This window comes from Mycobacterium simiae (assembly GCF_008370645.1).
GTDB lineage: Bacteria > Actinomycetota > Actinomycetes > Mycobacteriales > Mycobacteriaceae > Mycobacterium > Mycobacterium simiae_A.
This window is the reverse complement of the sequence record NZ_VTZN01000031.1, coordinates 19,080-40,600: the sequence shown is the minus strand read 5'-3', so window position 1 is coordinate 40,600 and position 21,521 is coordinate 19,080. Positions and strand designations below refer to the sequence as shown.

Genomic DNA, 21,521 nt, shown 5'->3' with positions numbered 1-21,521 from the left:
GCCGCCGGCCCCGCCTTTTCCGCCGGCGCCACCCGCGACGCCGGGGTCACCGTTGGTGGCGGTGCCGCCGTCGGCGCCGTTGCCTCCGGCGGTGCCGTTGCCGCCGTTGCCGCCGGTGCCGCCGGTGCCGCCGATGCCGGTGCTACCCGCCTGGCCGCCATTGCCGAAACCTGCGGCGCCGCCGCTGCCAGGCGCGCCGCCGTTGCCGCCGTTGCCGCCCTCGCCACCAGCTCCGCCGCCGGCGACGCCGATGGCGCCGTTGCCGCCGGTGCCGCCGGTGCCGCCAGGTCCACCTTGGCCGCCTTTACCGGCAACGCCGCCCGCGATGGCGGCTCCTCCGGTTCCGCCTTGGCCGCCTTGGCCGCCCGCAAAGCCGGCAATACCGTTGTCACCGGGATTCGCGCCGTTGCCGCCGGCAGCGCCGTTGCCGCCGGTGCCTCCGGTGCCGCCGGTGCCCCCGGCGCCGAAGCCGCCGGCCAGGCCGGCAGTGGTGAGAAGCCCGGGAGCGCCAGCCGCCCCGCCGGCACCGGCGGCGCCGCCAGTTCCACCGGTGCCACCGGTACCTGCGGCGATCATGGTGGTGCCGTTGCCACCGGCACCTCCGCTGCCACCGGTTCCGCCCTGGCCTCCGAGGCCGCCCGCCCCGCCGTGGCCGAACAGCACCGGCCCACCGCCTCCACGGCCCCCGGCGCCGCCGCTGCCGCCTAGACCGCCACTGCCGCCGGCGTCGCCGGGGCCGGCCGCGGCCGCCCCGGGGGCACCGTCGCCGCCTTGGCCACCTGCGCCGCCGTCGCCGCCGTTCATGAACAATCCGCCGGAACCACCGTTACCGCCGGTTCCGCCTGCTCCGGCGGCGCCCCCGCCACCCGTACCGGCGGCCCCGACTCCACCCTTGCCGCCGGCTCCGCCGGCGCCGATCAGCCACGCGCTGTTCCCGCCGTCGCCGCCGTGCCCGCCGGTGCCGCCGCTGGAACCGCCCATGCCACCAGGCCCGCCGCCGCCCCCGCCGCCGATCAGCCAGGCACCGTTGCCGCCGTTGCCGCCGGTGCCGCCCGTTCCACCGCCGGCGGCGCCCACGCCGCCGATGCCGCCCGTGCCGCCGCCGCCCAACAGCAGCCCGCCGTTGCCGCCGTTGCCGCCTTTGGCGCCGCCCGCACCGCCGGCGCCCCCGGCGCCCCCGCTACCCCACAGTCCGGCCGACCCGCCGTTGCCACCGGCCTGTCCCGCGGCGCCTGGGGCGCCGTTGCCGCCGTTGCCGAAGAGCCACCCGCCGTCGGCGCCGTTGCCGCCGGGTGTGGTCGCATTGGCGCCGTTGCCGATGAGCGGGCGGGACAGCACAGTTTGGGCCGGCGCGCTCACCGCGTTGATGGCCAATTGCAGCGGGGATGCGTTGACCGCCTCGGCGGCGGCATACGACCAGGCGCCCTCGTTAAGAGTTTGCGCGAACTGGCTATGAAAGGCCGAGACCCGGCGGGCCAGGGTCTGGTAGGCCACGGCGTGCCGGGAGAACAATGCGGCGACGGCCGTCGACACCTCGTCGGAGCCGGCGGTTGCCACCGCTGTCGTCGCGCCCGCCGCTGCCGCGTTGGCCGCCGTGATCGACGAGCCGATACTAGCCAGGTCCGCAGCGAGCGCGGTCATCGACTCTGGGGCAGCAAGGAGATACAACATCCGGCACCTCGCACTGGCTAGAAGGCGACCTGGTTAACTGCTAGACGCGGATCGTAGCTCGATTGCGGCACTTCAGCTGATGATTCCGGCGAAGTACCCGCGCAACCCGGAGACCAGTTCTCCAAGCCGTTACCGCCGAATCGACCACACGGGATCGCCGCAGTCCAACGCTTGGGCGGAAAGCTCTCGCTTGAGCACCTTATAGGTCATGGTGCGGGGCAGCGCCGCGCTCACCCGGATGTACGACGGCCACTGCTTGGGGCCAAGGTCGGGTTGCTCGGCCAGAAATGCCCGGAACGTGGCGGGATCGAAGTCGGTGCCCGGTGTCATCACGACCGCGGCCATCACCTGATCGCCCACCACCGGATCGGGTATTGGGTAGACCGCGACCTCGGCGGCGCCGGGATAGCGCAGCAGCACCCGTTCGATAGGTGCCGTGCCGAGATTCTCACCGTCTACCCGCATCCAATCGCCCAACCGGCCAGCAAAATAGGCATAGCCTGCCTCGTCGCGATAGGCCAGGTCGCCGCTGTGGTAAACGCCGCCTGCCATCCGCTCGGCTGCGGCGGCGTCGTCGTTGTAATAGCCCTCGAAGCGCCCGGGCCCGGCGGAGTTGACCAGCTCGCCGACCACGCCGGGCGGACACTGCGCACCGGTCTCGGGGTCGACGATGGCGATACCCTCCGGCAACGGGCCCAGCGCCTCCGCCGGGGTGTCGCGTGTACGGCTGATCGCCACCCCACCTTCGGTCGAGCCGAACCCGTCCACCACGACACACCCGAACCGCCCGCCGAAACGCACCACATCACCGGGGACCCCCTCGTTACCGTACACGGCCCGCAGCGGGTTATCCGCGTCGTCGGGTTGCTCTGGTGTAGCAAGCACATACGACAAGGGCTTGCCGACATAGTTGGCGTAAGTCGCGCCGTATCGGCGAATGTCGGCCAAGAACTGAGAGGCAGAAAACTTGCGCCGCAACGCCATTGAACCCTGGCAGGCCGCTGCCACCGCCCATCCGACCAAGACCGCGTTGGAATGGACCAACGGCATCGACACATAGCAGACGTCGTCGCGTCCCAGACCGAAGCGCTGACTCATCGCCATCCCGGCGACCGCGACCTTGCTGTGGCTGCACATCACCGCTTTGGGCTCACCGCTGGTACCCGAGGTGTAAATCAACATGAAAAGGTCTGTCGGCAAGGCTGATTGAAATCTCAGTTCCGCGTTATGTTGTGCGGCAACCTCTTCAGACCATGCGGCGGATTCGATGTTCACGTGCTCAATACCATCGAGCACCGCAGCCGATGCCGAGTCAGCCAACACAACCTGACAATCGGCGTGCCCGATGTCGCGGGCCAGTGCGGCACCGCGCCGCACCGGGTTAAGGCCTACCGGAACAATGCCCGACATCCCAGCCGCGACCAGAATCGCTGAAAAGGCGGGCGTGTTCTGCAGCAGCACACCCACGTGCGGTGGACGGGCCGGGTCCAGACGCGCGCGTAACGCGGCAGCGACCGAGGCACCCTGCTGGATGTGGTCGCTCCAACTGGTGAAGGAGTCCTCGAAATAGACCCCCCGGTCAGCGATGTCAGCCAGCGGAACCAGCAGCTGGGTGACGGTGGGATCAACCACGGCTAGGCGGGGGTCTCCGCGAGCTCGCGGCCGATCTGGCGTAATTGCCCGGTGGCGCCGCCCAGAGCGAACTCGGTTGCTTTGGCCGCCAAGAAATACCGGTGCACCGGATGGTCGGTGTCCACGCCCACGCCGCCATGGATGTGCACGATCGTGTGGGCCACCCGATGTCCGGCGTCGGCGGCCCAGAATGCCGCGGACGCGACGTCGATCTCGGCGGGAAGATCTTCGGCGACCCGCCAAGCTGCCTGGGTGAGCGTCAGCCGTAGCCCCTTGACGTCGATGTAGCTATCAGCCAGCCGCTGGCCGACAGCTTGAAAGCTGCCGATCGGTCGGTCGAATTGCTCGCGGGTGCGGGCGTATTCGGCCGTCATCTGCAATCCGCGCTCGAGCACTCCGAGTTGAAATGCGCTGCGGCCCAGGGTGTATGTCGTGCGCAGCCAGGCGATGGCCCCGCCGCTGCCAACTCGGCGCGAGGCAGCCACCGCAACACCGTCCAGGGTTAGATGGCCGACACTGCCCAGGCTCGTGGTATGCAGAGCTGTCATGCTAACCCCGGGGTCATCGGCGGCGACCAGGAAAACGGCTGCGCCGGAATCGGTTTCGGCGGGAACCAGGAAAGCGTCAGCGACTGGCCCATAGCTCACCTGGGTGCGGGTACCGGTGAGGTGGACGCCGTCGTCGGCCGGGGTGGCCCGCACCGGACCCTCGCCCATCTCACCGTCAAGCGCGACGGTCAGGATTTTCTGGCCGCTCACTGCCGGCACACCCCAGCCTTGCTGCAGTTCCTCGGGACCAAACCGGGCCAGCGCGCCGGCCCCTAGCACCACCGACTCCAGATACGGCACGGCGGCCAGCTGGCGACCCAGCGCCACCAGGATGGCCACCTGTTCGAGCACCCCGAACCCGTCGCCGCCCACCGATGACGCAGCGGCGCTGGTCAAGATGTCGGCCTCGACGAGCTTGCCCCATAGCGCCCGGTCGAAACGTTGATCCAGCTTGTCCAGCTCGCGCTGGTGCTCCGGCGTGCATACCGCGTCAACGATGGTGTCCACCAGACCGCCCAGGTCGGTGGCCGCCTCGGTTGTCGAGAAATCCATCAGTAGCCCTTCGTCAGTTAGGTCAGCGGTTGGCTCGGGGCAGACCCAGCGCGACCATGCCGATGATGTCGCGTTGGACTTCGTTGGTCCCGCCGCCGAACGTCAGGATCAGGCAGGCCCGGTGCATCCGCTCCACCCGGCCGCGCAGCAAAGCGCCAGGTGAGTCCTGACGCAGCGTCGCCGCGGTACCCAGTACTTCCATCAGCAGCCGGTAGGCCTCGGTGGCCAGCTCGGTCCCAAAAACCTTGGCGGCCGACGCATCTGCCGGCGAGGGGGCGTCGTCGTGCGATGAGGCGAGCTCCCAGTTGATCAGCTTGAGCACCTCGGCTTTGGCGTGCACCCGGGCCAGGTTGAGCTGCACCCACTCGGCGTCGATGAGCCGGGCGCCGGCGGCGTCCTTGGTGTTTTGCGCCCACTCCCGAACCTCGCGCAGGGCCACGAAGATCGGCGCCGACGACACCAGTGCGACCCGCTCGTGGTTGAGCTGGTTGGTCACCAGCTTCCAGCCGCCGTTCTCCGCGCCGACCCGGTTGGTCACCGGCACCCGCACGTCGGTGTAGTAGGTCGCGCTGGTGTCGGGGCCGGCCATGGTGTGCACCGGTGTCCAGGAAAAGCCGTCGGCGGTCGTCGGCACGATCAGCACTGAGATCCCGCGGTGCTTCTTGGCCTCGCTATTGGTGCGCACCGCCAGCCAGACATAGTCCGCGTACTGGATCAGGCTGGTCCACATCTTCTGGCCGTTGATGACGTAGTCGTCGCCGTCGCGGACGGCGGTGGTGCGCAGGTTGGCCAAGTCGGTGCCGGCGCCAGGTTCGGAGTAGCCGATCGAGAAGTGCAGGTCGCCGGCCGCGATTTTGGGCAGAAAAAATTGCTTTTGCTCATCGGTGCCGTAGGTCATGATGGTGGGCGCCACGCTGTTGATGGTCAGAAACGGCACCGGGGCACCCGCGATGGCGGCTTCGTCGGTGAAGATCAGCGAGTCCATCGGCGAGCGGTCCTGGCCGCCGTACTCTTTAGGCCAGCTCAGGGTCAGCCAGCCGTCCTTGCCCATCTGGGCGACCGTCTCCCGATAGGCGTCCCCGACGCCGTATTCGCCCTGGACCGCGCTGAGCGCCTCACGCCGCTCCGGCGTCATCAAAGTGGTGAAGTATGACCGCAGCTCACGGCGCAGCTCTTCCTGCTCTGGGGTGTAACTAATGCGCATCTCTGCCGCCTTCGGTCCATATTCGAGTCGCTAGCCGCGACGTGCCATCCGTCAGCCCCGGTAACAGACGCGAACGGCTACCCAATTCGTTCTCCCGGTTGTAACACGTTCTAGTCTGGGAATCCAGCGACCGTTTCGTCAGTCGCGTTACCGCCTTATGGTGGTGCCAGGCAGTGGTCGACTGCTGGACCGGGTACTGGACATGTTCGAGGAGGGTGCCGTGCGAGTGAAGGTGGACCGTGACCGGTGTGAAGGTAACGCGGTGTGCGTCGGAATTGCCCCCGATATCTTCGACCTGGACGACGAGGAATATGCCGTGGTGAAGCTTGACCCCATACCGGCCGGTCAAGAGGAGCTGGCCGAGCAGGCCATCGCCGAATGCCCACGAGCCGCCCTCATGCGTGAGGACTAAGGCAACCGCGTAGCTGAGCAAGCGGAACTAGAGGTATTCATAATTGACTAGGCTTGATGGCCCGCTAGCGGGTGACAGCATGGATGCGACCGATCTGTCCGGCAAGGTCGCGGCGGTAACCGGGGCAGCCGCGGGGTTGGGGCGTGCTGAGGCGATAGGCCTGGCCAGGCTCGGCGCCACCGTCGTTGTCAACGACATCGGCACCGCTTTGGATAACTCTGACGTCCTCGACGAAATCAGCGCGATGGGCGTGAAGGCGGTCGCGGTGGCCGGCGATATCAGCCAGCGCGCAACCGCCGACGAGGTCGTCGCAACCGCCGACCGGCTGGGCGGGCTAGACGTCGTCGTCAACAACGCCGGCATCACCCGCGACCGGATGCTGTTCAACATGACCGACGACGACTGGGATCAGGTCATCGCAGTGCATCTGCGCGGGCACTTCCTGCTCACCCGCAACGCGGCGACGTACTGGCGCGCCAAGGCCAAAGAAGCCATGGATGGCTCGGTATACGGCCGGCTCATCAATACCTCGTCGGAGGCGGGGCTGGTGGGCCCGGTGGGGCAGGCCAACTACGGCGCCGCCAAGGCGGGCATCACCGCGCTCACCTTGTCCGCGTCGCGAGCACTGGGACGTTACGGCGTGTGCGCCAACGCCATCTGTCCGCGTGCTCGGACCGCGATGACCGCCGACGTTTTCGGTGCCGCGCCCGATCCAGAAGACGGTGGAATCGACCCGTTGTCGCCGGAGCACGTGGTCGCCCTGGTGCAGTTTTTGGCGTCACCGGCAGCCGCGGACGTCAACGGTCAGCTGTTCATCGTGTACGGCCCGCAGGTGACTCTGGTGGCGGCGCCGACCGTGGAGCATCGCTTCAGCGCTCACGGCTTGGTGTGGGAGCCCGCTCAATTGAGTGCCACCTTGCGGGACTACTTTGCTGGCCGGGACCCAGATCACAACTTTTCGGCCACCGGCTTGATGAGCTCATAGGAGTATCTGGGCGGCGCCAACGAGCGCCGTCAGCGGGTAGAACCTGTGTCAGAACGGCTGCGCGATACAGGGCCTAACCAGCCAAATTAACGTGTTCGCCACAGAAATGTCGTTGATTGACACGGCTAAGTTGTTCTGAGTTAGTATGAGCCGGCTCACAAGCAGTCGGGTGCGGACCCGGGGCGGGCCCGGGGGACACACCGGCTTCGCCGCCTAGCAGACGGGGGAACCAAGTTGATCCAACAGCTTGCGGTTCCGGCCCGGGCCGTTGGTGGCTTCTTCGAGATGTCGATGGATACCGCGCGCGCTATGTTCCGGCGGCCGTTTCAGTTTCGCGAGTTCTTGGATCAAACCTGGATGGTTGCTCGCGTTTCGCTGGTCCCGACGCTGCTGGTCTCCATTCCGTTCACGGTGTTGGTGGCGTTCACCCTTAACATCCTGCTGCGTGAGATCGGCGCCGCCGACCTGTCTGGCGCCGGAACGGCATTCGGCACCATCACCCAGCTGGGTCCGGTGGTGACGGTGCTGGTGGTGGCCGGTGCTGGCGCCACGGCAATCTGCGCCGATTTGGGTGCCCGCACCATCCGCGAGGAGATCGACGCGATGCGGGTGCTGGGCATCGACCCGATCCAGCGCCTGGTCGTGCCCAGGGTATTGGCGTCCACGCTGGTGGCGTTGCTACTCAACGGTTTGGTGTGCGCCATCGGCCTGTCCGGTGGCTACGTGTTTTCCGTTTTCCTACAGGGCGTCAACCCCGGTGCGTTCATCAACGGGCTGACCGTGCTCACCGGGTTGCGCGAGTTGGTGCTGGCCGAAGTCAAGGCGCTGCTGTTCGGGGTGATGGCCGGGCTGGTCGGCTGCTATCGCGGGCTGACCGTCAAGGGCGGGCCCAAGGGTGTCGGGAATGCGGTCAACGAAACCGTCGTCTACGCATTTATTTGCCTCTTCGTGATCAACGTGGTCATGACCGCCATCGGCGTACGAATCTCGGCGAAGTGAGCACCCGGTGAGCTATGACGCCACGCTCCGCTTTCGCCGGCTCATGTCCCGGCTGCAGGGGCCGGTCGATAACTTCGGCGAGCAGGCGTTGTTCTACGGCGAAACCATGCGTTACGTCCCCAACGCCATCACGCGATACCGCAAAGAAACGGTCCGTCTGGTCGCCGAGATGACCTTGGGCGCAGGGGCGCTCGTCATGATCGGCGGCACGGTCGGGGTCGCGGCTTTCCTGACCCTGGCGTCCGGCGGGGTCATCGCGGTGCAGGGGTACTCCTCGCTGGGCGACATCGGTATCGAGGCGCTGACCGGCTTCCTGTCGGCTTTCTTGAATGTACGTGTGGTTGCGCCGGTGATTGCCGGCATCGCGCTGGCGGCCACCATCGGCGCGGGAGCCACCGCTCAGCTCGGTGCCATGCGGGTGTCCGAGGAGATCGACGCGGTCGAATGCATGGCGGTGCACTCGGTGTCCTACCTGGTGTCCACCCGGCTCATCGCCGGCCTGGTGGCCATCGTCCCGCTGTATTCGCTGTCGGTGTTGGCAGCCTTCTTCGCCGCCCGCTTCACCACGGTGTTCATCAACGGTCAGTCCGCGGGTCTATATGACCACTACTTCAATACCTTCCTGATCCCCTCAGACTTGTTGTGGTCGTTCGCCCAGGCCATCGTGATGTCCATCGCTGTGATGCTGGTGCACACCTACTACGGCTACAACGCCAGCGGCGGGTCGGTCGGCGTCGGGGTGGCCGTCGGTCAGGCGGTACGCACGTCACTGATCGTGGTGGTAGTCATTACGCTGTTCATCTCACTCGCCGTCTACGGCGCATCCGGCAACTTCAACCTCTCTGGATAGGACTCGATAGGACCATGGCAGGCGGATCGCGACGCACCAGCGTGCGGGTGGCGGCGGCGCTGCTGGCCGGCCTGCTGGTGGGTTCAGCGGTCTTGACGTATCTGTCCTACACCTCGGCGTTCACCCCGACCGACACCGTCGTTGTCTCCTCGCCGCGGGCCGGGCTGGTGATGGAGAAGGGCGCCAAGGTCAAGTATCGCGGCATCCAGGTCGGCACCGTGGAGGAGATCAGCTACAGCGGCGACCAGGCGCGGCTGCGGCTGGCGATCAGAAGCGCCGAGATGCACTTCATCCCGTCCAACGCCACGGTGCATATCGCCGGAAACACCATCTTCGGCGCCAAGTCGCTGGAATTCATTCCACCTAAGACGCCGTCGCCGACTTCGCTGCGTCCGGATGCTCGGGTGGAGGCCGCGCAGGTGCAGCTCGAAGTCAACACGCTGTTCCAATCCCTCATCGACCTATTACACAAGATCGACCCGGTCGAATTGAACGCAACGCTGTCCGCCCTGTCCGAAGGCCTGCGCGGGCATGGCGACGACCTGGGCGCGCTGTTGTCGGGACTAAATACCCTGGCACGCCAAGCCAACCCGAAGCTGCCCGCCCTGCAGGAAGATTTCCGCAAGCTGGGCCTGGTGACCAACGTCTACGCCGACGCCGCGCCCGACCTCAATACCGTGTTCGACAATTTGCCGACCATCAACAAGACCGTGGTAGACCGGCAGAGCGATCTGAACACCACCTTGCTGGCCACGATCGGCCTGGCCAACAACGCCTACGAGACACTGGCGCCGGCCGAGCAGAACTTCATCGACGCCATCAACCGGCTGCGGGCCCCACTGAAAGTAGCCTCCGACTACTCGCCGGAATTCGGCTGCCTGTTCGCCGGGATTGCGCGTGGCATCAAAGAATTCGCCCCACTGATCGGCGTCCGCAAGGCGGGCCTGTTCACTTCGTCGAGCTTCGTGTTGGGCGCGCCGGCGTATACCTACCCGGAGAGCCTGCCGATCGTCAACGCCTCCGGCGGCCCGAACTGTCGCGGCCTGCCCGACATCCCGACCAAGCAAAACGGGGGCTCGTTCTACCGGGCGCCGTTCCTGGTCACCGACAACGCTTACATCCCCTACGAACCGTTCACCGAGTTGCAGGTCGACGCGCCCTCGACACTGCAGTTCTTGTTCCACGGCACCTTCGCCGAACGAGACGACTTCTGATGGCCGCGGGGGGTGTGCCGTCGCACCGCTCGATGGTGATCAAGGTCAGCATCTTCGCGGTGGTCATGTTGCTGGTGGGTGCCGCGCTGGTCGTAGTGTTCGGTGACTTCCGGTTTGGCCCGACGAACGTCTATCACGCGACCTTCACCAACGTCTCGCGGCTGAAGGCGGGCCAAAAGGTGCGCATCGCCGGGGTGCCGGTCGGTTCGGTGAAGGCCGTCAAGCTCAATCCGGACAACACCATCGACGTGGCGTTCGCGATCGACCGCAGCTACACGGTGTACTCGTCGACGCGGGCGGTGATCCGCTACGAAAACCTGGTCGGCGACCGGTATATGGAGATCACCTCGGGGCCAGGTGAGCTGCGCAAATTGCCGCCCGGCGGCACCATCAACGCCCAGCACACCCAGCCTGCGCTGGATCTCGACGCGCTGCTCGGCGGCCTGCGGCCGGTGCTCAAAGGTCTCGATGCCGACAAGGTGAACACGCTGACTAGCGCCGTCATCGAGTTGCTGCAGGGCCAGGGTGGAGCGTTGTCCGACGTGCTGGCCGACACCAGCGCCTTTTCGACGGCGCTGGGCCGACGTGACCAGCTGATCGGCGACGTGATCAACAACCTCAACGCGGTGTTGGCGACCGTCGACAGCAAGAGCGCGCAGTTCTCGGCCAGTGTCGACCAGCTTCAGCAGCTGATCACCGGGCTGGCCAGCAACAAAGACGCTATTGCCGGCGCCATCCCGCCGTTGGCGTCGACGACGACGGATCTCACTGAGCTGCTGCAGAATTCGCGGCGGCCATTGCAGGGCGTCCTGGAAAACTTGCGGCCGCTGGCCACCGAGCTCGACGACCGCAAAGCCGAGCTCAACAACGACGTCGAGCAGCTGGGCGAGGACTATCTGCGGTTGGCGGCGCTGGGCTCCTACGGGGCCTTCTTCAACATCTACTTCTGCACGGTGACGTTCAAGATCAACGGACCGGCCGGCAGCGATATCCTGCTGCCGATCGGCGGGCAGGTGGATCCCAGCAAGGGGAGGTGCGCTTTTGCCAAGTAGCAAACGTGAGCGCGACCCGCTGCGCACCGGCATCTTCGGCTTGGTGTTGGTGGTGTGCGTCGTGCTGATCGCATTCGGCTACGCCGGGCTGCCGTTTTGGCCGCAGGGCAAGACCTACGACGCCTACTTCACCGACGCGGCCGGCATCACTCCCGGTAACAACGTCTATGTTTCGGGCTTCAAGGTCGGCAAGGTCTCCGACGTGAGCCTGGCCGGCGACAGCGCCAAAATCACGTTCAGCGTCGATCGCACGGTCGTCGTTGGCGACCAGTCGCTGGCCGCTATCCGAACCGACACCATCCTCGGGGAGAGGTCCATCGCGGTGACCCCGGCCGGCAGCGGGCACACCACCACCATCCCGCTGAGCCGGACCACCACCCCGTACACGCTTAACGGCGCACTGCAGGACTTGGGTCGCAACTCCGACAACCTGAACAAGCCGCAGTTCGAGCAGGCCCTGAAGGTGCTCACCGAAACCCTGCACGACGCCACACCGCAGCTGCGCGGCGCGCTGGACGGGGTGACGTCGCTATCGCGCACCCTGAATACTCGCGACGAAGCGCTGCAGGGCCTGCTGGCCCACGCCAAGACGGTGACCGGGGTGTTGTCGCAGCGGGCCGACCAGGTCAACAAGCTGATCGTCGACGGCGACCAGCTGTTCGCCGCGCTCGACGAGCGGCGCGCGGCGCTGGGTGCGCTGATCGCCGGGATCGACGATGTCTCGGCGCAGCTCTCCGGATTCGTCGCCGACAATCGTAAGGAATTCGGCCCCGCGCTGCAGAAGCTCAATCTGGTGCTAAGCAACCTCAACGAGCGCCGTGACTACATCACCGAGGCCCTCAAACGGCTGCCTGCCTATGCGACCACGCTGGGCGAGGTGGTTGGCTCCGGGCCTGGCTTCAACGTCAACGTCTACGGCGCGATCCCGGCGCCGCTGATCGCCACCGTGTTCGACGCGGTCTTCCAGCCCGGCAAGCTGCCGGACAGCTTTGCCGACTACCTGCGCGGGTTCATCCAGGAACGCTGGATCATCAGGCCGAAATCACCATGATCAGGCAACTTTTCGGCGGCCGGGGTCTGCGTACCGTCACCATCGTCGCGCTGGTCGCGGCGCTGTTGGGGGGCGTCTATGTGCTGACCTCAGCGGGCGGCAACGGTCGCAAAATCGTCGCGTACTTCACCTCCGCGGTCGGGCTTTACCCCGGTGACCAGGTCCGCATCCTCGGTGTCCCGGTGGGTGAGATCGACACCATCGAGCCGCGGCCATCGGACGTCAAGATCACCATGACGGTGGCTGCGGACGTCAAGGTTCCCCGCGACGCCCAGGCCGTCATTATGTCGCCCAATCTGGTGGCAGCGCGGTTCATTCAGCTCACCCCGGCCTACACCGGGGGAGCGGTGCTGGCCGACGGTGCCAGCATCGACCTGGCCCGCACCGCGGTCCCGGTGGAGTGGGATGAAGTCAAGGAGTCGCTGACCCGGCTGTCGGTCACGCTTAGTCCGGCGGCCGGAGAACTGCAGGGTCCGCTGGGAACGGCGATTAACCAGGCCGCCGACACCCTCGACGGCAACGGTGACTCCTTCCACAACGCACTACGGGAGCTGTCGCAAGTGGCTGGGCGCCTGGGGGATTCACGCGACGACATCTTCAGCACCATCAAGAGCCTGCAGGTCTTAGTCGACGCGCTGTCGCAAAGCAATGAGCAAATCGTACAGTTCGCCGGGCACGTGGCGTCGGTGTCGCAGGTGCTCGCCGATAGCTCACGCAACCTCGATCACACCCTGAGCACGCTCAACCAGGCGCTCTCTGATATCCGGGGATTCCTGCGCCAAAATAACTCGACGCTGATCGAAACGGTCAACCAGCTGGGCGACCTCACCCAAACGTTGAGCGACCAGAGCGACAACCTCGAGCAGGTCTTGCACGTGGCGGGCCCCGGCATCGCCAACTTCTACAACATCTATGACCCGGCGCAGGGCACCCTGAACGGTCTGCTGTCGATACCCAACTTCGCCAACCCGGTGCAGTTCATCTGCGGCGGGTCCTTCGACACCGCCGCGGGAAACACGGCGCCTGAGTACTTCCGGCGTGCCGAGTTGTGTCGGGAGCGGCTGGGGCCGGTGCTGCGCCGGCTCACGGCCAACTACCCGCCGATCATGTTCCACCCGCTCAACACCATCACCGCCTACAAGGGGCAGGTCATCTACGACACCCCGGCCACTCAGGCCAAGGCGGAGACACCGGTGCCGGAGTTGACCTGGATACCGGCCAAAGGAGCGGCGCAGCCCGCGGCGAGCAACACCACGGATCTGCAGAGCCTGCTTGTTCCGCCGGCTCCCGGCTCGATTCCGGGATACGGCCCGCGGCCGGGACCGCTGCCCACCCCGGCGCCCACCCCGGCGCCTGCGGAGCAGGGGAGTGGCTGATGACACGAATGTGTCTGCGCGTCAGCGCAGTAGCGGCCGGCGGCGCGCTGCTCGCCGGATGCAGCTTCGGCGGGCTGAACTCGCTTCCGCTGCCCGGCACCGCCGGCCACGGCGGCGGCGCCTACTCGATCACCGTGGAAATGCCTGACGTGGCGACGCTGCCGCAGAATTCGCCGGTCATGGTCGACGACGTCACCGTCGGCAGCGTCTCCGGCATCCACGCTGAGCAGCGGGCCGACGGATCGTTCTACGCCGCGGTCAAGCTGGCCCTGGACCAGAACGTAACGCTGCCAGCCAACGCGATCGCAAAGGTCTCGCAGACCTCGCTGCTGGGTTCGCTGCATATTGAGCTCGCCGCACCGCCCGATCAACCTGCCAAGGGCCGGCTGGTCGACGGGTCACGCATCCCGGAGTCCGCCACCGGACGCTATCCCACCACCGAGGAGGTGTTCTCCGCACTCGGGGTGGTGGTAAACAAGGGCAACGTTGGTGCGCTGGAAGAGATTACCGACGAGGCCTATCAGGCCGTGGCGGGCCGGCAGGGCCAGTTCAAAGACCTGATCCCCAGGCTCGCGGAGTTGACCGCCGGGCTCAACAAGCAGGTCAACGACATCATCGCCGCGATCGACGGGCTGAACAGGTTCTCGGCAATCCTGGCGCGCGACAAGGACAATCTGGGCCGCGCGCTAGACACACTGCCCGCGGCGGTTCGGGTGCTCAACAAGAATCGAGACCACATCGTCGAGGCGTTCTCCTCGCTGCGTAGGCTGGCCACGGTCACCGCGCATGTGCTGTCGAAGACCAAGACCGACTTCGCCGCCGACCTCAAAGACTTGTATGCGGTGGTCAAAGCCATCAGCGATAACCGCAAGAATTTCGTCACCTCGCAACAGCTGCTGCTGACGTTCCCGTTCCCCAACTTCGGCATCAAACAGGCGGTGCGCGGCGACTACCTCAATGTGTACACCACCTTCGACTTGACGCTGCGCCGGCTCGGTGAGACGTTTTTCACCACGTCGTATGCCCTTGACCCGAACATGGCGCACATGGCCGAAATCGTCAACCCGCCCGACTTCTTGACCGGCGAACTGGCCAACCTTTCGGGGCAAGCGGCCGACCCGTTCAAGATTCCGCCCGGCACCGCGGCAGGGCAGTAGGGGCGGGCGCATGATCGACAGACTCACCAAGATCCAGCTGTGCATATTCTCGGTAATCACCGTCGTCACCCTGATTGTGACGGCGATTTTCTACCTGCGGTTGCCGGCCACGTTCGGCATCGGCACCTACGAGGCGAGCGCTGATTTCGTCGCCGGCGGCGGCCTGTACAAGAACGCCAACGTCACCTACCGCGGTGTGCAGGTGGGGCGGGTGGAGTCGGTGGAACTCAATCCCGACGGCGTCACCGCGCAGATGCGGCTCAACAGTGGCACTCCCGTTCCCTCCAATGTCACCGCCACGGTGAAAAGCGTGTCGGCCATCGGTGAGCAATACATCGACCTGGTGCCGCCGGCCAATCCGTCAAAGGCCATGTTGCGCAACGGATCCCGCATCGACCGCAACAACACCCGAATCGGCCAGGATGTCGCCGACCTGCTGCGCAAGGCCGAGAAGCTGGTCAACAGCCTCAGCGATACCCGGTTGCGCGAAGTTCTGCATGAGGCCTTCGTGGCGACCAACGGCACCGGTCCCGAGCTGGCCCGGCTGTTCGAATCGGCCCGGCTTTTGGTGGACGAAGCCAACGCTAACTACCCGCAGGTCGCGCAGTTGATCGATCAGGCGGGTCCGTTCCTGCAGGCTCAGGTCCGCGCTGGCGGTGACATCACGTCGCTCGCCGATGGGTTAGCCCGGTTCACCTCCGAGCTGCGCCAAGCCGACCCGCGGCTGCGTGACACGCTGGCCACCGCCCCGGACGCCATCGACGAAGCCAACACCGCGTTCTCCGGTATCCGACCCTCCTTCCCGGCTTTGGCGGCCAGCCTGGCCAACCTGGGTCGGGTGGGGGTGATCTATCACAAGTCGATCGAGCAGCTCCTGGTGGTGTTGCCGGCGCTGTTCGCCGCGCTCACCACCGCCGCCGGCGGCGTGCCCCAGGACGAGGGCGCCAAGCTGGACTTCAAGATCGACCTAAACGACCCGCCGCCGTGCAACGTCGGCTTCCTGCCCCCGCCGTTGGTCCGCTCGCCCGCCGACGAGGGGCTGCGGGAAATCCCAACGGACATGTACTGCAAGGTCGCCCACAACGACGCCACCACCGTGCGCGGCGCCCGTAACTACCCTTGCCAGGAGTACCCCGGCAAGCGGGCGCCGACGATTCAGCTGTGTCGTGACCCCAACGGCTACGTGCCGATTGGTCGCAACCCGTGGCGCGGTCCGCCGGTCCCATACGACACCCCGGTAACCGACGGGCTGAACATTCTGCCGCCCAACAGGTTTCCCTACATTCCGCCGGACGCGGATCCGGACCCTGGCATTCCGATCGTCGGATCGCCCCCGCCCGGTGTGGCACCCGGTCCGGGACCGGCGCCGCACCAGCCCGCGCAGCCCGCGCCGCCGCCCAACGACAATGGGCCGCCGCCGCCCTTCACCTCGTGGATGCCGCCGGATTACCCGCCGCAGCCGCCGCTGATTCCGTATCCCAAGACGCTGCCGCCGCCGCCACCGCCGGTGGGCACCGGGTCACAACCGCAGGCCAGCGGCACCGCATACACCACATATGACCAGGTCACTGGTGCGTTTAGGGACCCGGCCGGCGGCACTGGTATCTTCGCGCCTGGCATCAACGGCGCATCCAGTGCGGAGAATTGGGTAGACCTCATGCTTGCACCCAGGCCCATGTAGTGGCGGACGAGCAAACGACGACCAGGCAGCGGGCGCGTCGGCGGGCCTCGCGTGCGGCGGGTCCCCCGAAAAGCGCGTCGAGCGACCGGGAAACGAGCACAGCCGCCGTCGAGGTCAAGACCGTAGCCGAGCCGAAGCAGCCGGCCAAGAAAACTGCCAAGCCGCTGGCAGCGGTCCGGCCGCCAGCTCGGCGACGGGCTCGCCGCGGCCTGGTTGCCGGGGTCTCGCTGGCGGCCGCGGTGCTGGTCATCGCACCGCTGAGTTGGGGTGTGTTGGCCTTGGTCGGTCAGCACCGGGCTGCCGAGGCCGAGCAAGCCCGCGAACAGCGGTTCGTCGACACCGCTACCCAAACGGTGGTCAACATGTTCAGTTACACGCCCAACACCATCGACGAGGCCGTCAACCGGTTCGTCAACGGCACCAGCGGGCCGCTGCGCGGAATGCTGAGCGCCAACAACAACGTCGACAACCTCAAGGGCCTGTTTCGCGCCACCAACGCGACATCGGAGGCCGTCATCAACGGTGCTGCCCTGGAAGGCATCGACACGGTCAGCGACAACGCATCGGTCCTGGTGTCGGTGCGGGTGACGGTTGCTGACATCGACGGCGTCAACAAACCATCGATGCCCTACCGGCTACGGGTCATCGTGCATGAGGACGAGACCGGCAAGATGACCGGCTATGACCTGAAGTACCCCGACGGGGGCAACTGATGCGGGTGCAGCGAGGGCAGCGGTGGCTGGGCGCTGTCGCCGGCAGCCTGGTCGTCGCCGTCATCGTAGGACTGGCCGCGGTCGGCGGCTGGTTCTACTGGGAGCGGGTGGAGACCCGGGATGAACAGGCTGCTCGGGTTTTTTTGCCGAAGCTGGCGGCCGACCAGATACCCAGGGTCTTCGCCTACGATTACCAGACCGTCGAGCGCAGCCTTAATGACGCCTATCCGTTCTTGACGCCGGAGTACCGGCAGGAGTTCAAGCGCAGCGCCAACGCGCAGATCATTCCGGAGGCCAAGAAGCGCGAGGTGGTGGTCCAGGCCAACGTTGTCGGCGTGGGAGTCATGGCTGCCCAACGGAATTCGGCATCGGTGATGGTGTACATGAATCGCACCGTGACCGACAAGTCACGGCAGCCGCTTTACGATGGCAGCCGGCTGCGGGTGGACTACCAGCGCATTGACGGCAAGTGGCTGATCGCCTACATCACCCCGATCTGAGCCGGCCGCGGCCGTCACCCCCAGATAGTTGACCGATCGGTCTCAAACATGTCAAGATCGCGGGGACCGGGAAGGAGTGCAGATGGGCCGTCCGCCGCTCGTGGACCGGGATTTTGCCCTGGACCGGATCATGCGACAGTTCTGGACGACCGGCTACGAGGCGACCTCGCTGGGGGATCTGCTGCGGGTCAGCGGCATGCACCGGGGCAGCTTCTACCGCACGTTCGGCGACAAGCGGCAGGCGTTCGACGCAGCGTTGGCCCGATACCTCAACCGGGTGACGGTGCTGGACGTGGTGCCGGCGCTGGAATCGGGCGGATCTGCCCGGTGCCGGCTCGAGCAGCTGATGCTGCGCCGCCTCGATGACGCCGTGGGCGGTGACCAGCAGGACGCCGTCGCGGTGCGGCCCGGCTGCCTGGTGGTCAACACCGTGCTGGAGTTGGCTCCCCATGACGCGCAGGTTCGGCGCGTGGTCGCTTTCGCCCAGGAGGGCATGCGGTCGGCGTTCGCCAGCCTGGTCACCGAGTCGATCGGTCGTGGCGAGAGCGCCGCTGACATCGATGCCGACCTGGTGGCGGACGGGCTGTTTACCCTTTTGCAAGGCGCCATCGTCGCGGTGCGCGCGGGCAGAGATCCGGACTCCCTGCACAACCTGCTGCGTCGGGCGCTGGGCACCCTGCTTCCGATGGCGACGGCGGAGGAGACGGTATGAGCACGACAAAGCCGCTGTGGCAGCGGCGGATCAAACGCTGGTCCATCGTGACGCTGCTCGCGGTCGATGCCGCGGCGGTAACAGCCGCGGTGGTCGGCATCGTCACCGCCGCGCCAAACCTGCCGGCCCGCCTGGCCTGGGTCGCTGCCGGCGTCGCCGGGCTGGCGCTTCCGGTGCAGCTGGCAGCATTCCTGCGGCTGCGGCGCGGGCGCACCGGTCGCAACCTGCCCGTGATGTCGGCCGCGGCGGTTATCGCGGTGGTGGTGGCAGTGCTCGGCGGGGTGGTCGGCAAGACACCGTGGCCGGCGCTGGCGGCGGTGCTGGCCTGGGCGACCACCCAGGCCTACGCGCGGTGGTATACCCGGCTGGATCGTGTCGGCCAGGACGCCCTCGAGGTGGGTAACCCGATGCCCGAGTTCGAGGTCGTCGACCTGGACGGCAGCGTCGTCAGATCGCTCGACTTCCTCGGTCGGCCGGTGGTGATGGTGTTCATCCGAGGCAACTGGTGCCCGCTGTGCGTCGCGCAGGTGCGCGAACTCGCGGGGCAATACCGCGCACTGGCGGATCGCGGCGTGCAGGTCATGCTGATCTCTCCCCAACCCCTCGATGAAACCCGGGCCCTGGCCGACCGGTTTGGCGTCCCGTTCCGGTACCTACAAGACCCGGGCGCGCAGGCCGCCCAGCAACTCGGACTGCGCCACGAAGGCGGGGTGCCGCCGGGTCTCTCCGTGCTGGGCTACCAGCCTGACACCGTGTTCCCGACTGTCATCGTGGCCGATGCCCATGGCCGCATCGTCTTCAGCGACCAAACTGACGACTACCGACTCCGGCCGGAGCCTGCCACGTTCCTGGCCGCGCTCGACACGCCCGCGAGTTGGCGTCGCACCTGACCACCACGGCACGAGGAGAACGAGATGACCGAAAACTTGCGCACGCCCGACACCCGATTCGCCAACCTGGACGGTTATCCGTTCGAGCCGCACTATCTCGACGTCAGTGCCAGTGATACCGGGCCGCTGCGCATGCACTACGTCGACGAGGGTCCGCGTGACGCTGCGCCGGTAGTGCTGCTGCACGGTGAGCCGACCTGGAGTTACCTATACCGCACTATGATTCCGCCGTTGGCCGCGGCGGGGCATCGGGTGTTGGCGCCGGACCTGATTGGCTTCGGCCGATCCGACAAGCCGTCCCGTATCCAGGACTACAGCTATCTGCGTCATGTGGAGTGGGTGACGTCGTGGCTGACCGCGCTCGACCTGCACGACGTGACGGTTGTGGTCCAGGATTGGGGGTCGCTGATCGGCCTGCGGGTGGCTGCCGAGCAGGGCGAGCGCTTCGCAAAGCTGTTCATTGCCAACGGTTTTCTGCCGACGGCAGACCGACCCATGCCCCCGGCGTTCCGGATCTGGCGGGCCTTCGCCAAGTACTCGCCCTGGCTGCCCGCGGGGCGGCTGGTCGATGTCGGGACGGTCACCAAGCTTTCAGCGGCCGTGCGGGCCGGCTACGACGCGCCCTTTCCCGACAAGCGCTACCAGGCCGGTGCACGCGCCTTCCCACAGCTGGTGCCCACCTCGACCGACGACCCGGCGATTCCGGCCAACCGCGCCGCCTGGGATGCGCTGAGCCGCTGGGACAAACCTACGCTGTGCGTGTTCGGCGCGCGCGATCCTATTTTGGGCAAGGCGGACGCCCCGCTGATCCGCCACATTCCCGGCGCAGCCGGACAACCGCACGCGCGGATCCATGCCAGCCACTTCATCCAGGAAGACGCCGGTCCCGAGCTGGCGCAGCGGCTGCTGGACTGGGAAAAGAATCTGTGATCTATACCACAAAGTAGGCGTAGCCTGAAAAGCGTCGCTGAGAGAAGGGAGATGCCGATGAAGGGCGCACATCGCGATCCGGTGGAACACTCCCGAACAACGCAACAGCACGCCGGCGAATCCTTTACCGACACGCTGTGGCTGCCGGGGCTGTTTCTCATCGCACTCGGCGTGATCGGCATGGCTGGAATTGTGGCGGCGTTGGCCTACAACCGCCACGAGCTATTGCTGATGCTTGGCTCGGGCGCGGCCGGTCTGCTGATCGCCGGTGGGTTGTTGATCATGGCCGAACATCACCGCGTGCAACGCGTCGAACGTCGGTGGCTGGCCGAACATCCAGACCACCGGCGCCGACAACACCACCCGGTCTAGTCAGTAGCAGATAGCAATTTCGTTGCAGCGCAACGGATAACGTTCGACAGGTGTGGGTGGGGGGCCGGTGAGCTGCAGGGAGAACGGCTCCTTTTTCAGGTCGGGCTGCAGGCCGCAGACCGCACCATGCAAGGTGGTGTGGATTCCGCTCATGGTCTCGTCGCTGAACGCATAGGTTTCGGTGGACGGCGCGGTACTGCCGTCCGGACACAACACCCCGTCGGCCTGGTCCACCTGGAAGGTCCACAAGACGCTGGAAAGCCGAGCCCGGCCGCTGAAGTTCTGTAGCTTGTCTGCCCGGGTGATTTGCCGGGGCGTCGTACTGACGACATTCAAGGCACATTGGAACGCCCAGGTGACCGGGTCGGAATAGTCGTTCATATTGCGCGTTCCCGATGGCTGGTCGCACAGCGCGGTAATCGTCCAGGTAACCCCGGACACGCCCGCCTCGTTGAACGCGTACTTACCATCCGGCGGTGGTGCCACTGCGTGCGCCGGGTCGCCTGACTGCAGCGCTAATCCCAGTGCGGCGGCCGAAACAATGGCCGCGCCAGCGACCAGACCGGGACCAATCTTCACGTCCTGCCCCTCCCTTCACGCTGATAGCGCTGCATTGAGTATCACAGCGTTTAGGCGTGAAAACCATGGGTTATGGGTCGTTGAGCAGCTCGTCGCCGAGGACTTCTCGGGCCAGCTCTTGCAGGGCCCGACGATCGTCGGCCAAGGCCGCCCGCCCGGCCGGGGTGGCTCGATAGACCCGGCGTACCCGGCCGTCCACCACGTGGTGCTCGGACACCAGCAGACCGTCGGCCTCCAGCCGGTGCAGAGTCGGATACAACGTGCCGGGGCTGACCTGGTAGCCGTGGCGACTCAGTTCCGCGGTCAACCAAGCGCCATGGACCTGGTCGTCGGCGGCGTGATGCAGGATGTGCAGGCGCACCGCAGCCCGCTGGAATTCCCGCATAGACCCCCCTTCCGGGCAGCGCGACGAGGCCGATATCGGGATCCGATTCTACGACT

At 66.5% G+C, this 21,521-nt stretch carries 22 protein-coding genes; 16 read left to right on the top strand and 6 right to left on the bottom strand.

All coding sequences use genetic code 11. From position 1 onward, the window contains the following. The 4 genes from F0Q45_RS07705 to F0Q45_RS07690 all read right to left on the bottom strand — a co-directional run. A partial coding sequence (locus tag F0Q45_RS07705; RefSeq protein WP_149653374.1) for a PE family protein occupies positions 1-1,671 on the bottom strand: 1,671 nt, incomplete at its 3' end. Between the two features lie 129 nt (positions 1,672-1,800). Beyond that, entirely contained in the window at positions 1,801-3,303 is a 1,503-nt protein-coding gene (gene fadD17 / locus F0Q45_RS07700) for a long-chain-fatty-acid--CoA ligase FadD17 (protein WP_149653373.1), read from the bottom strand. 2 nt (positions 3,304-3,305) lie between these two features. Beyond that, positions 3,306-4,403, bottom strand: a complete 1,098-nt coding sequence (locus tag F0Q45_RS07695) for an acyl-CoA dehydrogenase family protein (protein ID WP_149653372.1) — start codon at positions 4,401-4,403, stop codon at positions 3,306-3,308. 22 nt (positions 4,404-4,425) lie between these two features. Next, positions 4,426-5,607, bottom strand: coding sequence for an acyl-CoA dehydrogenase (locus F0Q45_RS07690; protein ID WP_149653371.1), 1,182 nt, complete (start codon positions 5,605-5,607; stop codon positions 4,426-4,428). 220 nt (positions 5,608-5,827) lie between these two features. Between F0Q45_RS07690 and F0Q45_RS07685 the strand changes: the two genes are divergently transcribed. The 16 genes from F0Q45_RS07685 to usfY all read left to right on the top strand — a co-directional run bounded on the left by F0Q45_RS07685 (position 5,828) and on the right by usfY (position 20,501). After that, a complete protein-coding gene (locus F0Q45_RS07685) occupies positions 5,828-6,019 on the top strand; it encodes a ferredoxin (protein ID WP_149653378.1) in 192 nt (63 codons plus the stop codon). 79 nt (positions 6,020-6,098) lie between these two features. Further along, positions 6,099-7,004, top strand: a complete 906-nt coding sequence (locus tag F0Q45_RS07680) for a 3-oxoacyl-ACP reductase (protein ID WP_149653370.1) — start codon at positions 6,099-6,101, stop codon at positions 7,002-7,004. A gap of 234 nt (positions 7,005-7,238) precedes the next feature. Further along, positions 7,239-8,003, top strand: coding sequence for an MlaE family ABC transporter permease (locus F0Q45_RS07675; protein ID WP_149653369.1), 765 nt, complete (start codon positions 7,239-7,241; stop codon positions 8,001-8,003). 7 nt (positions 8,004-8,010) lie between these two features. Continuing rightward, positions 8,011-8,853: an ABC transporter permease gene (locus tag F0Q45_RS07670; protein ID WP_149653368.1), complete on the top strand. Its 843-nt coding sequence runs from the start codon at positions 8,011-8,013 to the stop codon at positions 8,851-8,853. Between the two features lie 14 nt (positions 8,854-8,867). Continuing rightward, positions 8,868-10,067: a virulence factor Mce family protein gene (locus F0Q45_RS07665; protein WP_149653367.1), complete on the top strand. Its 1,200-nt coding sequence runs from the start codon at positions 8,868-8,870 to the stop codon at positions 10,065-10,067. Next, the gene (locus tag F0Q45_RS07660; protein WP_149653366.1) at positions 10,067-11,119 is read left to right on the top strand and encodes a virulence factor Mce family protein; all 1,053 of its coding nucleotides are present in this window, start codon (positions 10,067-10,069) and stop codon (positions 11,117-11,119) included. The genes F0Q45_RS07665 and F0Q45_RS07660 overlap by 1 nt, the downstream gene beginning before the upstream one ends. Then, positions 11,109-12,170, top strand: a complete 1,062-nt coding sequence (locus F0Q45_RS07655; protein WP_149653365.1) for a virulence factor Mce family protein — start codon at positions 11,109-11,111, stop codon at positions 12,168-12,170. The genes F0Q45_RS07660 and F0Q45_RS07655 overlap by 11 nt, the downstream gene beginning before the upstream one ends. Further along, positions 12,167-13,546: a virulence factor Mce family protein gene (locus tag F0Q45_RS07650; protein WP_149653364.1), complete on the top strand. Its 1,380-nt coding sequence runs from the start codon at positions 12,167-12,169 to the stop codon at positions 13,544-13,546. The genes F0Q45_RS07655 and F0Q45_RS07650 overlap by 4 nt, the downstream gene beginning before the upstream one ends. Beyond that, positions 13,546-14,703, top strand: coding sequence for a virulence factor Mce family protein (locus F0Q45_RS07645; RefSeq protein ID WP_149653363.1), 1,158 nt, complete (start codon positions 13,546-13,548; stop codon positions 14,701-14,703). The genes F0Q45_RS07650 and F0Q45_RS07645 overlap by 1 nt, the downstream gene beginning before the upstream one ends. A 10-nt stretch (positions 14,704-14,713) precedes the next feature. Further along, complete coding sequence (locus F0Q45_RS07640) at positions 14,714-16,384, top strand: virulence factor Mce family protein (protein ID WP_149653362.1); 1,671 nt, start codon at positions 14,714-14,716, stop codon at positions 16,382-16,384. Next, on the top strand, positions 16,384-17,097 hold the full coding sequence (locus F0Q45_RS07635) for a mammalian cell entry protein (RefSeq protein ID WP_149653361.1): 714 nt from the start codon (positions 16,384-16,386) through the stop codon (positions 17,095-17,097). The genes F0Q45_RS07640 and F0Q45_RS07635 overlap by 1 nt, the downstream gene beginning before the upstream one ends. Then, a complete protein-coding gene (locus tag F0Q45_RS07630; RefSeq protein WP_149653360.1) occupies positions 17,097-17,597 on the top strand; it encodes a mammalian cell entry protein in 501 nt (166 codons plus the stop codon). Before F0Q45_RS07635 ends, F0Q45_RS07630 begins: the two co-directional genes overlap by 1 nt. Positions 17,598-17,679: 82 nt before the next feature. Further along, positions 17,680-18,309 (top strand): TetR/AcrR family transcriptional regulator, encoded by a 630-nt coding sequence (locus F0Q45_RS07625; protein WP_149653359.1) that lies wholly within the window; start codon positions 17,680-17,682, stop codon positions 18,307-18,309. Continuing rightward, positions 18,306-19,199 (top strand): peroxiredoxin family protein, encoded by an 894-nt coding sequence (locus F0Q45_RS07620; RefSeq protein WP_149653358.1) that lies wholly within the window; start codon positions 18,306-18,308, stop codon positions 19,197-19,199. Before F0Q45_RS07625 ends, F0Q45_RS07620 begins: the two co-directional genes overlap by 4 nt. A gap of 24 nt (positions 19,200-19,223) precedes the next feature. Further along, entirely contained in the window at positions 19,224-20,129 is a 906-nt protein-coding gene (locus F0Q45_RS07615; protein WP_149653357.1) for a haloalkane dehalogenase, read from the top strand. A gap of 57 nt (positions 20,130-20,186) precedes the next feature. After that, positions 20,187-20,501, top strand: a complete 315-nt coding sequence (gene usfY, locus F0Q45_RS07610; RefSeq protein WP_149653356.1) for a protein UsfY — start codon at positions 20,187-20,189, stop codon at positions 20,499-20,501. Here the strand turns inward: usfY and F0Q45_RS07605 are convergent, their stop codons facing one another. Together F0Q45_RS07605 and F0Q45_RS07600 are read right to left on the bottom strand one after the other, a co-directional pair. After that, positions 20,502-21,080, bottom strand: a complete 579-nt coding sequence (locus F0Q45_RS07605) for a hypothetical protein (protein ID WP_149653355.1) — start codon at positions 21,078-21,080, stop codon at positions 20,502-20,504. A 70-nt stretch (positions 21,081-21,150) separates the two neighbouring features. Further along, positions 21,151-21,465 carry a PadR family transcriptional regulator gene (locus tag F0Q45_RS07600; RefSeq protein ID WP_149653354.1) on the bottom strand — a complete coding sequence of 105 codons (315 nt, stop codon included), beginning with the start codon at positions 21,463-21,465 and terminating at the stop codon, positions 21,151-21,153. Between the last annotated feature and the right edge of the window lie 56 nt (positions 21,466-21,521).